This is a genomic window from Candidatus Aquicultor secundus, from assembly GCF_002791875.1.
GTDB classification, from domain to species: domain Bacteria; phylum Actinomycetota; class Aquicultoria; order Aquicultorales; family Aquicultoraceae; genus Aquicultor_A; species Aquicultor_A secundus.
On record NZ_PFNG01000125.1, the window covers coordinates 1 to 12,156 of the forward strand.

Annotated in this window: 13 protein-coding genes and 1 pseudogene; 9 read left to right on the top strand and 5 right to left on the bottom strand. The window is 47.9% G+C overall.

The features are described from left to right. Positions 1 to 220: 220 nt before the first annotated feature. The 6 genes from hemH to COY37_RS11835 all read left to right on the top strand — a co-directional run bounded on the left by hemH (position 221) and on the right by COY37_RS11835 (position 4,822). Entirely contained in the window at positions 221 to 1,177 is a 957-nt protein-coding gene (gene hemH, locus COY37_RS05135; RefSeq protein ID WP_286677453.1) for a ferrochelatase, read from the top strand. 69 nt (positions 1,178 to 1,246) lie between these two features. After that, positions 1,247 to 2,716, top strand: coding sequence for a protoporphyrinogen oxidase (gene hemG / locus COY37_RS05140; protein WP_286677452.1), 1,470 nt, complete (start codon positions 1,247 to 1,249; stop codon positions 2,714 to 2,716). Positions 2,717 to 2,997: 281 nt separating this feature from the next. After that, the gene (locus tag COY37_RS05145; protein WP_286677451.1) at positions 2,998 to 3,669 is read left to right on the top strand and encodes a response regulator transcription factor; all 672 of its coding nucleotides are present in this window, start codon (positions 2,998 to 3,000) and stop codon (positions 3,667 to 3,669) included. Between the two features lie 174 nt (positions 3,670 to 3,843). Further along, positions 3,844 to 4,164, top strand: a complete 321-nt coding sequence (locus tag COY37_RS05150; RefSeq protein ID WP_286976552.1) for an ArsR/SmtB family transcription factor — start codon at positions 3,844 to 3,846, stop codon at positions 4,162 to 4,164. 30 nt (positions 4,165 to 4,194) lie between these two features. Next, a complete protein-coding gene (locus COY37_RS05155; protein ID WP_286677449.1) occupies positions 4,195 to 4,599 on the top strand; it encodes a NifB/NifX family molybdenum-iron cluster-binding protein in 405 nt (134 codons plus the stop codon). Between the two features lie 31 nt (positions 4,600 to 4,630). Next, a complete protein-coding gene (locus COY37_RS11835; RefSeq protein ID WP_353682400.1) occupies positions 4,631 to 4,822 on the top strand; it encodes a DUF1122 family protein in 192 nt (63 codons plus the stop codon). A 13-nt stretch (positions 4,823 to 4,835) separates the two neighbouring features. Here the strand turns inward: COY37_RS11835 and COY37_RS05160 are convergent, their stop codons facing one another. The 4 genes from COY37_RS05160 to COY37_RS05175 form a co-directional block, all read right to left on the bottom strand. Continuing rightward, the gene (locus COY37_RS05160; RefSeq protein ID WP_286677448.1) at positions 4,836 to 6,083 is read right to left on the bottom strand and encodes a murein hydrolase activator EnvC family protein; all 1,248 of its coding nucleotides are present in this window, start codon (positions 6,081 to 6,083) and stop codon (positions 4,836 to 4,838) included. A 178-nt stretch (positions 6,084 to 6,261) separates the two neighbouring features. Further along, a complete protein-coding gene (locus tag COY37_RS05165) occupies positions 6,262 to 6,738 on the bottom strand; it encodes a DNA polymerase ligase N-terminal domain-containing protein (RefSeq protein ID WP_286677447.1) in 477 nt (158 codons plus the stop codon). A gap of 168 nt (positions 6,739 to 6,906) precedes the next feature. Next, on the bottom strand, positions 6,907 to 7,440 hold the full coding sequence (locus COY37_RS05170) for a hypothetical protein (protein ID WP_286677446.1): 534 nt from the start codon (positions 7,438 to 7,440) through the stop codon (positions 6,907 to 6,909). Positions 7,441 to 7,475: 35 nt separating this feature from the next. Beyond that, positions 7,476 to 8,192 (bottom strand): hypothetical protein, encoded by a 717-nt coding sequence (locus tag COY37_RS05175; protein WP_286677445.1) that lies wholly within the window; start codon positions 8,190 to 8,192, stop codon positions 7,476 to 7,478. 758 nt (positions 8,193 to 8,950) lie between these two features. Here COY37_RS05175 and COY37_RS05180 point away from each other — a divergent pair. The 3 genes and pseudogenes from COY37_RS05180 to COY37_RS05190 form a co-directional block, all read left to right on the top strand. Then, positions 8,951 to 9,250, top strand: a pseudogene (locus COY37_RS05180) (transposase); the annotation flags it as partial. Between the two features lie 229 nt (positions 9,251 to 9,479). Further along, on the top strand, positions 9,480 to 10,193 hold the full coding sequence (locus COY37_RS05185; protein WP_286677444.1) for an NAD(P)-dependent oxidoreductase: 714 nt from the start codon (positions 9,480 to 9,482) through the stop codon (positions 10,191 to 10,193). Positions 10,194 to 10,319: 126 nt separating this feature from the next. After that, positions 10,320 to 11,390 (top strand): M42 family metallopeptidase, encoded by a 1,071-nt coding sequence (locus COY37_RS05190; protein WP_286677443.1) that lies wholly within the window; start codon positions 10,320 to 10,322, stop codon positions 11,388 to 11,390. 49 nt (positions 11,391 to 11,439) lie between these two features. Here COY37_RS05190 and COY37_RS05195 read toward each other — a convergent pair whose 3' ends face one another. Next, positions 11,440 to 11,826, bottom strand: a complete 387-nt coding sequence (locus COY37_RS05195) for a BlaI/MecI/CopY family transcriptional regulator (RefSeq protein ID WP_286976557.1) — start codon at positions 11,824 to 11,826, stop codon at positions 11,440 to 11,442. Positions 11,827 to 12,156 lie beyond the last annotated feature (330 nt).

Below are 12,156 nucleotides of genomic sequence, written 5' to 3' on the forward strand. Positions count from 1 at the left end.
TTTTTTTATAGCAGGAGGGTCTAAGCTTAGATAACCTGAGTGAGATAGATGGTTGATAAAAGCTTGTAGATGCTTCTTAGGACGGTATATCAAAGCTTAGACAAGCCCAGTGATAGAATCTGTGAGTGCGATCTAGATTCTTCGCTTCGCTCAGAATGACATCTGATAAATGCCAAATAGCAAGCGAGGAAGATGGCACTATCTTAAAGGAGAGATCAAGGTGTCTTCTAACCAATCCGGTAAAGAAACAATCGGCGTTATGCTGATGGCCTTCGGGGGGCCGGACTGCCTCGATGCGGTCGAGTCGTTCATGGAAAAACTCATGAAGGGAAGAAAACCCACGCCCGAGATAGTGGTAAGGGCCAAGGATAAGTACCGTCTCATCGGAGGAAAATCCCCGCTTCCCGAAATCACAAAACGCCAGGCCGATGCCCTTGAGTCTAAACTTAACGAGCTAAGCGATGGGTCCGTATCGTTTAAGACGTGCGTTGGAATGCGCTATTGGCACCCGTTTATCGAGGATACGATTACGCAAATGGCGGCCGACGGCATACGCCGCGCCTTTGCGATCAGCATGTCCCCGCACCACTCGAGGGTCAGCACGGGGGCGTACGGCGAGGAGATCGATCGCGTGGTCTCCGAGAAAAACCTCGATATTTCAATAGAGATAATCGGCGGCATGTACAATCACCCGGTCTTTATCGAGGCGGTTGCCGAGAAGATCACTTTAGCCCTCGAAAGGTTCCCGCGCGAACGACAATCCGGTATCCAGGTTATCTTTAGCGCACACAGCCTCCCCGTAGCCTACATCGAATCCGGCGATCCGTATGTCGAGGAAATCAAGGCGACAATCGATGAGGTTCTTAAAAAAACCGGTCCGCTTTCCTGGAAGCTTGCATTTCAAAGCAAGGGGAGCATCCCCGGGGCTTGGCTGGGGCCGGTGGTGGAAGAGGTCTATGAAGAAATACTCGCCGGTGGGCATAAGGACGTGCTCGTCGTTCCCGTCGGATTTGCAGCCGATCACGTCGAGACCCTCTGGGACCTCGATATTCTTCATAAAGGGCAGGCCGAGAAGCTGGGATTAAACTACGAGCGCTCCGACGCGCTTAACGATTCGCCCAAATTCATAGAGGCGCTGGCATCCATGGTGCTGGAAGCGTTAAATAGTAGTACGTAGCGTGATGTATAGATTTTAGCTGATGGCTGACCGCTGAAAGCTGACAGCTAACACAAGAAGGTGGAAAGCATGAAAAAGGTGGCAATCATAGGTGGAGGTATAACCGGGCTCTCTGCGGCCTATGCCGTTAAGCGGGCTATCGACGGCGGGGCGGATATCGACTACGTTCTGCTCGAGAAAAGCCCTCGCCTCGGCGGGAAAATCCACACCGAGCGCACTGCTAACGGGTTTGTAGTCGAAGGCGGCCCCGACTCCTTCATCTCAACCAAGCCCTCGATTTTCGAGCTTGCAAAGAAACTCGGCTGCGAAGACAAATTCATCGTGAGTAACGACGAGGTGAAAAAAACCTACATTCTCGTAAAGAACAGGCTGCGCGAGCTGCCGGACGGCGTCATGATGATCGTCCCGACCAAAGTCATGCCGTTTATAACCACCGATCTCTTTTCCTGGCCGGGCAAGATCCGCATGGCCATGGACTTTTTCATCCCCAAGAAAGAACCGGGCGATGAGACGCTGGCAAGCTATGTTCGCAGGCGTCTTGGCAAAGAGTGCCTGGATAGGCTTGCCGATCCGCTGGTCGCCGGCATCTACTCAAGCGATCCCGAAACGATGAGCCTTGCAGCCACCTTCCCCATCCTTCTGGATATGGAGCAGAAATACGGCAGCATAACCAAAGGTATGATCGCAGCTATGAAGGCCAGGCTTAAGGCCGCTCCCCAGGGGGCTAAACCGGGCGCCCCGGCGGGCCCTAAGCGCACGCTTCATATGTCAATGAAGGGCGGTATGCAGGATATCATCGATGAACTCTACAAAGCCGCAGATAAAGATAAGATACTCGTAAACGCCGAAGTTGCCGGGATTGACGAAGTAAAGGGCGAAGATGGCTTCACCGCATACAAGCTGCAGATGACCGATGGCACGACTATCGTGGCGGATGCGGTAGTCTTTGCTTCCCCATCAAACGATGCGGCAACGCTTGTCGAAAACATCGATACGCAGCTGGCCGGCGTTTTGAACGAAATCCCGCAGGCGTCGTCGGCGACCATTTCTCTTGCCTACCGCAGAAAAGACATAAAGCACGATTTCAAAGGTTTCGGGTTTTTGGTTCCGCTCGGGGAAGGATACAAAGTCAAAGGCTGCACCTGGAGTTCCACCAAGTGGAGCGGGCGTATCCCCAATAACGATTACGCTATGATCCGCGTGGTCCTGGGCGGCGCACGTTCCCAGGAAAACGCATTCCTACCCGATGACGAGCTGGAGTTTGTGGTAAAAGCGGAGCTTAAAAAAGTTATGGGTATCGATGCCGAACCGGCCGAAACCTGGATATTCCGGTGGCCGAACGCCATGCCCCAATACACCCTCGGACACCTCGATCGCCTGAAAAAGATAAAAGAGCGCGCATCCGCACACCCCGGCATGTTCCTGGCCGGCGGTTCGTATCGCGGCGTCGGCATACCCGATTGTATAAACTCAGGCACAAAGGCGGCCGAAGAAGCTGCGGCTTACCTCACGGGGATCACGGAACCGGCCAAAGTCTAGTTAATCTACAAGGTCAAGTTTTCTATTGTCTGCAATAGTGGTAATATATGTTAATATAAAAGCAGCTACCGTTGGCAGATAGGATACCTCTATAGCTATGTGGGGTATGCGTGACCGGCTTCAGTAGTCTTGAAAAGGGGTTATATTTAGCGGTATGCATCTTGCAAATATTCAAGATGCAAGCAATAATTAGATAAAAATGAGGGGGGTGACCTCCTCATTTATTTTTTTATGTTAACGTAGATTTAACCTTCACGATAAAAATCTGACAAAATAAGGAGATGGTTTCTTTAATTAAAGTTCTTACGGTTCATCGGTATCCGATAGTGCGGGAGGCTTTTAAGTCGGCCCTGTCTTCCGAACCGGATGTACTCATTATAGGGCAGACGTCATCATGTGATGACGCACTGCGCATCATATCCGAGCAACGGCCCGATGTGCTTATCGTTAGCTTTATAAAACCCAATATCTCCGGCCCTGATCTTGTTAGAAAAGCCCGGCAGATCGATCCGTCGATAAAAATCCTTGCATTTGTAGTTGGTAAATTGGTCGAGATACAGAGAGCGCTTCTTGGACTACAAGTAGAAGGCCTACTCAGGTGGGATTGTCAGCTTGATGAAATCAGACTTGCCTTGAGAAGGGTATATGAGGACGGCACATATATCAGTCAGCAAATAGCCGACGCTTTGCTTGATGAGAGTGATGTCTATAAGGAGATAAAGCTTTCGGTCAGGCAACTGCAAGTCCTAAAAATGATTGCTGAAGGATTTACAAATAAACGCATATCCGCAGAACTGGGAATAAGCTACGATACGGTCAAAACCCACGTCAGGGTAATCCTTAAAAAGCTGGATGCCGCAGACAGGGCGCAGGCGGTATCAAAAGCATATGACCTCGATATGCTTAGCCTTTCAGATGAGCCGGACAGTGATACGATCGGATGCCTATACTAATATCGCCTTGGAACCTCTTAAAGCTGGGTTTTATCTACTAAGTATTCTTCATGTAATTCTTACCAACTTTGGCTTCCGGCCACTGTCCCCGCAGATATTGACAACATACCCTACCGGGTATATTATTAATTAACCTATACATGATAATCGCTTTTAAGCATTAAGGGTAAGGGCTTGCTATATCGGGCCATGCCGGAGGGAAGTATATTAAAGAACTATTTCAAAGCGCTGGCAAATCCTGCTAGATTGGAAATACTGTCTTTGTTGAGTAACTCCGAAAAAGACGGGGGAAACGATGTTTCTAACGGGCATGGAGAACTCAGCGTTTGTAAAATTATCGAGAGCATACCGCTTTCTCCGTCGACAATCTCCCATCACCTTAACGTGTTAAAAGAAGCTGACCTCGTTAAATCGAGGAAGGACAAACAGTGGATATACTATTCTTTAAACAGGGAAACAATTAACAAAATAAGGGGCTCCCTATCAAATCTCTAGCTATCTATAAAAACATCAGGAGGTTTTACGATGAAAATCGCAGTATCAACAGCCGACGAAGTGTCGGTATGCGGCCATCTCGGCCATGTCAGCAAATTATTTATCTATGAGGTCGAGGGCGCCACGATCGTATCCAGGCAAATACGCCAGGTAACACCGGTTCACGGCCCCAACGATCGCCATGAGCACCACCACGGTAACGACGAGCATCACCATCATTCAGTGCACAATGCGGGCCACGGCGGCCTTGTCGGCTCAATATCCGACTGCACGGCAGTTATAACAAACGGCATGGGCGGCGGTATGGTTCACGCCTTGCAAAGCGCAGGCATCGACCCCGTCATGACGCTCGAGACAAGCCCCGACGCAGCCGTAATCGCCTACCTCAGCGGCACCATCGCAACAACCAGCGGCTGCGGCCACTGCGGCCACTAAGTGCAGAAGCCAGATATGATTACTTGGGTATCTGCTCTGGAAAACGGGTTTTACCTTTAAAAACCGGTACTTTGCCGAGGGCTGGATGGAAGGGAATACAAAGCTGCAAGAGGAGAAACCGTTAAATCGAGAAATCAGGCGACGCCAAATCAAGAAACTCGCCCAGGAACCCAGAAAATCTGCGATGAGCTACTCGATGACAAAAAATCGGCGTAATCGGTAGGCTGCGCCGTTACCTACGGAAGGAAATTGAGCGGGTTTTGAGGGTTCCCGTTTACCCTTACTTCAAAATGCAGGTGAGGTCCGGTCGACATCCCCGTTGAGCCCGAATGCGATATAATTTGGCCCTGGTCCACGTGCTGGCCCTCGCTCACGTCAAGACTTTCGTTATGACCGTAAAGGCTGGAAATGCCGCCCCCATGATCGATTACGACCGCATTACCATAGCCGCCCATCCATCCGGCCATAATGACCGTACCGCCCTTCGTGGCGTGAACCGGCGTGCCCGAGCCGCAACCAAGGTCGACCCCCGTATGCATTCGCGAATACCCGAGCACCGGATGAAAGCGCCAGCCAAAGGGCGAGGTAATCGGCGCTGAAACAGGCCAGATGTAGCCTCCGGTGGATGAAGCCCTGCTATAGCCGCGCGAGGTAGTGATGCTCCCGCCCCTCTGCAGGGTTTTAATCTGGTCGGCCACCATTTGTGACGTGGACAAAAGAACATCTTCCTGGCTTTCCAGGTTGGATTTATCACGCTGGACCCGGGCAAATATTTGCTTCTGCCGGTTAACCTCGTTCTTGAAGAGATCCTGCTTCCCAACCAATCTGCACTTGACCACCTTCAAGTGGTTCTCTTCATCTACTAATTGCAGGTGTTGTCTGCCAATTACCTTTTTCTGAGCCGTGACCTCATCGAGTTTAGACACAATATCTTTTCTTGCGTGTTCCATATCGCCGACCATCTTACCATCATGCTCGGCGATGGTAGTAAGCAGCGAAGAACGCATCAGCAAATCGCCCAGGTCGCGAGAGTTAAGCAGCACTTGAAGGATTGTCGTCGGACCGTTTTTGTAAATGCTGCTTATGCGCATATCATAAGTTTCGCGCTTGTAGGCAAGCTTCATCTCGGCAACCGAAAGAGCGGATTGGGTTGCCTTAAGCTGCTTCTGCGCCTCAAAGAGTCGCGCTTCGGCGACTTTTCTCTTAGAGGTACTCCACCTTATATCCGCTTGTAAGCTCACAATCTCTAGCTGCAACTGACCGGCTTTTTTTAAGTTAAGGTTAATCTCCTGCTTGACGTCGGCCTGCTTTTTCACGGCAGCATGCTGCAGCTTCTTGTTTGCCTCGACCTTGGCCTTAACTTTTCTAAGCTGCGCGCGTTTGTCATCCAACTGGGATGCGAGCGCCGTTGAAGCTAGAAGAGAGAGCACTAGTACGGCTATTATTAAAACTGTTGTGCGATAATGTCTTTTAAAAGGTACCATGCAGGTTCAAAATTTAACCACTAGGGGCTCGATAAGTCAACCAACTAGGCACATGGTATTAATTACCAAATTCCTTGACCTGGCAGTATATTAAAAACTAATCGCTAACAGTCCATAAATGCTTACGGTTGTTTATACTACCCGAACGCTGGCCCAACAAGCGGGGGAATACTCGAAGTTATTTAAAAATAAGCCAGTCGTTTCCTTTGCCAAACGTAGTATGTACCAGGTGAAACTCTCCCGAAAGCCGCTTCCCGTGGAGGACGATTTTAAGGCTTTTCGGTTTCTTTTCGACGATCTCAAACGTGCCCGTATCCCAAATCGAAACCGTCCCGGCCCCGTATTGCCCCTCGGGTATCGTACCCTCAAAGTCAATATAGCCCACGGGATGATCCTCTACTTGCACCGCCAGCCGTTTTACCCCTTTTTCATCCGAAATCCCTTTGGGTACCGCCCAGCTTTTAAGCACAATGGGCCCGGACGGGTCGCCTGATGTAAAGAAGTCGGCGGGCAGTTCGAGGCGAAAGTCAAAATGGTGGTGGCTGGCATAATGCTCCTGCACCACAAAGCGCTGTTGCGAGGTTGTACCCGGTTGCCCGGTAGGCTCCGGTGTCTCGCTAAACTCTCTTTTCTCCCGGTATTTTCCCAATGCCATGGTCTCATTATACCCCAGGCTGTCTAAAAACTATCCTCCTAATAATTGGGACTTCCGCTTATACTATGAACTCCAACATATCTTACCATCGTTTATTGAAATAAAGTGAAGCAAGAGGGAGATTTTAAAATCGCCCTCTTGCTTTAAAGTCTTACTATTATCTTGGCCTTACTTGTAAGAGAACATTTCAAGCACTTCACCAGTACTATCATTAATAACAATATGCAGTTGGGTAAGTGGAGGCTGGGCTTTCACTGGTGTGCCACTGTGCGCAACACCACCATGCCCCTCTATTTTGAGGCCCTCGATCGTAACAATCCAAACCGGTAGATCTTTTAGCAGGATGTCCTTTTCTGGCAATTTTGGTGTTTCATTATCTGTAAATAACGCATATACAGCATGTACGCCAGTTGCATGTTCACTGTCATACCCACCTGCTATATATGTTTTTGCTTTATCTATTGCCTCTTTACTTGTCATGTCTGCCGATTTTGCAGGTTGCTTCAATTCAAAATGATGCTCTTTCATTCCTGGATCAGATGCTAACATTTCCAAATCTGATTGCGCTGAAACAGTGTTAGATGCCTCTGCTATATGCTTACTAGCTGATTTATGGCTTACTGATGCATATGCGGCATAACTCAATATCAATACTATGGCTAGCACAGCAGGTATAACCTTAATCGTAGAACCACTAAACATTTTAGCTTCCTCTCTTTATAAAATACAACATTACACTATCGCTTATCCCAAATCCAAAAACTTGCAGCACCGGCAACGGCATTGTTAGCATAGATATCCGTTGCGTCATTTATAACACTACCCACTGTTTGGGTGTGCCACACAAAACTTGAATCTTTGTATTGAAGACTGCCGAATGAGTTCTTATTAGATGTTATGCCTGGCATGTGGTCACTCCGCGTAAAAGTCTCACCTAGAAAATCTGTGCGGTAACCTTCTATTCCAAGAGCACTATATCCTACTGTACCAACAATGTTTCCGTTAATTTTAGCGTACCATGTGCTACTGTCCCTGCCAACCATAAAATCGTTGTAGCTGCCAATAGTGGATGTGCCCAAATATTTCATATAATGGATTTGGTTCGGGGAATGATAATTACTATATTCCCAGAAATAAACCGGTGCTGATTGGGGATAGTCTTTGCACCAACCAACCTGTATATATTGTTGGTCAGCATCGTAATACCCAACAACCATTGGCCAGGCTGATGATGATCCGCCAGAAGCTACAGTAGGATTAACTGCAGTTTCGATGGTTGCAGCGGCTCCTGTATTATTTGCTACCCATCTTGAGCCACCATCAAATAAATGAGTTGCAAATGCTGGCGCGGCTACTGCAATATTTGCAGTAACAATAAGACTTAAAACTATTAAGCGTACGGTACTTGGGCGGAGTAATCTTCGCAACTTCAAAATAGGAACAACCTTTATCATTATGCATCCCTTCTCTTGACTTATCGTATGATACGTAATAACTAAAACCATACATAATCTTTGTGGTGACGTTCCGAGAGGGTGGTTCATTTGGTCAATCTGCAGCCATTATCCGACCATAGGCAATGCTCCTTCTATGAAATACTGCTTACTAAATGTTGATAAATTGACTTAGTTTTTGAATCGAGCGTTTCCTTTGTCTAACTCCAAGGCAATAAACATATGCGGGAAGAGTTCTCATTGGAAGATTGCCTTATTGGTTTGCTAATAATGAGAAATAAAATTTAATATTGGAGATTATTGGTTTGTCGAGTGCTGGCCCGTTTAGTTATCTAGCGAATATTTAAGAATGCTAGGGCTTATTAGATAGTATACGTCGCTAATATTAATATGTAAAGTGAGTTGCATTACAATGCATAATATTGTAATACCCCGTTATTAGTGTTCAAGGCTTTATAGTGTTCAAGGAAAGATGGGGCATGTAGAACAACGCCCCAATTCAATGGCAGACTGCGTTAAAATCCTCTTAACTACTGGTTTTTACGCTTAACTGAGCGTAAACTATACGTATAACGTATGAAGTAATTAGGATGTTTTTACATGAACTTTAAACCATACATTCAAAATCAAGCTATGCTTCTGCCGCCATCGTTTAAAGAATGCTTGCCTCCTGACCACTTTTGCTTTATGGTAAACGACATTGTTGATGGTTTAGATCTCTCCATAATTGAGAGCACCTTTGCACTTCAGGCGAAGCACGACGCATCAAGATTAACCTTCACCTGGAGCAGTTACGGCAAGAAATGCGAGAGAAGCTCAACTCTGCTCATGGCAAGGCCGCACATGGGGAACGAATATGGGAAATCGAGCCGGTGATCGGTAACTTAAAGTACAACCAAAAACTAACCACGTTCCTCTGTCGAGGCAAGAAGATGGTCTCCGTTGAGCTGGGTCTCTCCTGTACGGCGCATAACCTGATTAAGATATTTAACGGATTAAAAAGAAAGGGAGTCCAAGGAGAAGAAATCGGCCTGATAATGAGATTAAAAGCGGCCTAAAAAACTAGAAAACCCGAGCTTACGGCCCAAGATATTTGCAGTTCTTAGTAACTTTTGAAAAAGGCTGTCCAAATTTCCTCAAAAAGAGGTTTTTAGACAGCCTGACCCGTAACGGTTGCCCGTACTCCACCAAAACCATAAATGCATCCGCGCAGGGTTTCCCGATCTCGGTTCTCGGCAACATATAAGCTATATAAAGCCGGTTTACGATTCTTGGGGGCTGGAAACAATGCGGATTTTAGTAACTGGAGATGTGCTCGTCCCAAAAACGGTACACGAGTTTGAAGATCATAACATAGCCGTTATCAGAAAACCTGCCGACTTACGTGAAAAAGACCTTATAGAAGCCATAAAAAATGTCGACGGCTATATTCTCGGCGGCAGCGAGAAAGTAACCGGTGCCGTAATCAATGCGGCTGAGTGCCTAAAGGCGATAATATTCTGGGGAACGCAACCCGATACCTTCTTCACCGACGAGGCGATGAACAAAATCAAGCAGCGTCGTATCACCCTTGAGACTACGGGCTCATCCATTAACGCCGTTGCCGAGATGACCGTCTTTCTGCTTGGCTCCGCATTGAGGGATATCCCATATCTGGTCGAGAAGGTCTATTCCGGCGTCTGGGAGCAGGCGAAGGGGACTGAGATCAAGGGAAAAACACTGGGGATTGTCGGTATGGGCAGGATCGGGCAAACCGTCGCAAAACGCCTCTCGGGTTTCGAGCTACAAGAGGTGCTTTACTACGACGTTCGCCGAAGCGAGAAGGCCGAGCAAGAACTGGGCGTACGATTTGTTGATCTCCCTGCCCATGACAAAATTCTGGTTCACACCACACGTTGCGTTCGACACAAAAGAAAACGACATCGAACAGAGCGAAATAGCCTTCGAGCTGATGGTACAGGTCTTAAGCGAGCAATCATCCGCCGCATAATGAGGCATTGACGAGGAGGTAGGAAAGGGCAGTTGCCCTACCTATACAAGCGTTATGCTTTAAACTATGCTAAGGATACTAAGAATAGTAATCATCGGGTAGTAACCCAGTAAACAAAACCGCCGGGAGGAAAAATAATGTCCGATTCAATCAAACTTCTAGAAGAACTGGTAAACGCATCCGGGGTGTCCGGATTTGAAGGCGATGTCAGACAGCTGATCCGTCGCCATCTCGAATCGATCACCGATATCGAAGTCGACAACCTGGGAAGCATCATCGCCCAGAAAAAAGGCACAAGCGATCAGCCACGAATAATGATTGCCGGCCATATGGACGAAGTCGGTCTCATGGTCTCGTTCATCACCAAAGAAGGATTCATAAAATTCCAACCTCTTGGCGGCTGGTGGGATCAGGTCATGCTCGCCCACCGGGTTACCGTAAAAGGCACAAAGGGGGACGTCCCAGGTATAATCGGCTCAAAGCCGCCCCACGTTCTCTCCCCTGAAGAGCGAAAGAGGGTCGTTGAGATGAAGGACATGTTCATCGATATCGGCGCCTCAAGCGATGCGGATGTTAAAGACATGGGCATAAAGCCGGGCGACCCCATCGTCCCCGAAAGCCCGTTCACCCGCATGAAAAAAGACAACATGCTTATGGGAAAAGCCCTGGATAATCGCGTCGGTTGCGCTGTTTTTATGGAAGTCGTCAAGAGGCTAACGGATATCGATCACCCCAACAGCGTTTTTGGCGTCGGTACCGTTCAGGAGGAAGTAGGATTACGGGGCGCTAAAAGCAGCGCTGCTCTTATAAACCCCGATGTGGCGATCGCAGCCGAGGTTTCAATTGCCGGCGATACCCCGGGCGTGGGTGAGAACGAAGCCCAGGCTAAACTAGGGAAGGGACCTTCTATCGTAGTTCTTGATGGCAGCTTGATTCCAAACACTAAATTACGTGATCTGGCTGTAACAACAGCAGAAGAAAACAATATCCCGCACCAATTCCAGGCGGGAGTCAGGGGAGGTACCGATGCAGGCAGAATACATCTACACGGCACAGGAGTACCGAGTCTTGTTATCGGCGTTCCAACCCGCTATATCCATAGCCACGTTTCAATCATGGACCATAACGATTTTGAAAACGCCGTAAACCTGATAGTCGAAGTTGTCAAAAAGCTCGATATGAACGCCGTAAAGAACCTTAAGCCATAACCGGTAACGCTCAAGAGACGACCGAGCGAATGCAAAAACGAATTTAGGACTACAGCTTTTCCTTGAGCTTAAGAAGCTCTTCCAACTCGGCCTCGTCCTTGATCTTTAGCAGGTGTCGCAAGATAGGATTCTTAGACCCTCCCAGGATTCTATCAATCACACTATCTATTATTTGGTTTGCCACCTTGGTATTGCTTATAGCGGCGGAGTAGACATACGCTTTGTTTTCCCTGTTCTGTTTCAAAATCCCTTTTAGGGAAAGGTTGTTCATCGCGGCCATAATGGTCGTATAGGGAATGTATCCGTTCTCTAGAAGTTCCTCATGGACGGCTCTTACCGTCACTTTCCCATCTCTCCAGATAACCTGCATGATTTCTACTTCTATTGGGCTTAGGCCGTTAACAATCGTCCTGCTTTTCTTCGCGCTTTTTTTCAACTTAAAAACTCTCATCGCTGATGATTTCATGATTCGAAGCCGGCAAATGAGGCCCGGATCCAAATCATGTTACTTTAGGTAAACAGAAGCAAGCTTTTAATTACATAGATGAGCCACGAAAAGCTTAATATTACCGGCTAGCATTGGCCCCAATATTATACCATCTTGCAAGCACCAGGTAAATTAGACTTTAGCGCTATAAAAAAACGGGGGCTTTTGTAGCCCCCGTTTTTTCTTTGTGTGCGCCCGGCATGGGCGATAGCTTGGCGGTGAAAGTCCGCTATGGGCTTGGCAGTGGGAACCATTAGCCAAGGGCAAGGGTGTCCATCG

What these genes read in the sequence shown, in the direction of transcription:
- hemG (WP_286677452.1), top strand. Translation starts at nt 1,247, where the DNA reads ATGAAAAAGGTGGCAATCATAGGTGGAGGTATAACCGGGCTCTCTGCG.
- COY37_RS05145 (WP_286677451.1), top strand. Translation starts at nt 2,998, where the DNA reads ATGGTTTCTTTAATTAAAGTTCTTACGGTTCATCGGTATCCGATAGTG.
- COY37_RS05155 (WP_286677449.1), top strand. Translation starts at nt 4,195, where the DNA reads ATGAAAATCGCAGTATCAACAGCCGACGAAGTGTCGGTATGCGGCCAT.
- COY37_RS05160 (WP_286677448.1), bottom strand. Translation starts at nt 6,083, where the DNA reads ATGGTACCTTTTAAAAGACATTATCGCACAACAGTTTTAATAATAGCC.
- COY37_RS05165 (WP_286677447.1), bottom strand. Translation starts at nt 6,738, where the DNA reads ATGGCATTGGGAAAATACCGGGAGAAAAGAGAGTTTAGCGAGACACCG.
- COY37_RS05170 (WP_286677446.1), bottom strand. Translation starts at nt 7,440, where the DNA reads ATGTTTAGTGGTTCTACGATTAAGGTTATACCTGCTGTGCTAGCCATA.
- COY37_RS05175 (WP_286677445.1), bottom strand. Translation starts at nt 8,192, where the DNA reads ATGATAAAGGTTGTTCCTATTTTGAAGTTGCGAAGATTACTCCGCCCA.
- COY37_RS05185 (WP_286677444.1), top strand. Translation starts at nt 9,480, where the DNA reads ATGCGGATTTTAGTAACTGGAGATGTGCTCGTCCCAAAAACGGTACAC.
- COY37_RS05190 (WP_286677443.1), top strand. Translation starts at nt 10,320, where the DNA reads ATGTCCGATTCAATCAAACTTCTAGAAGAACTGGTAAACGCATCCGGG.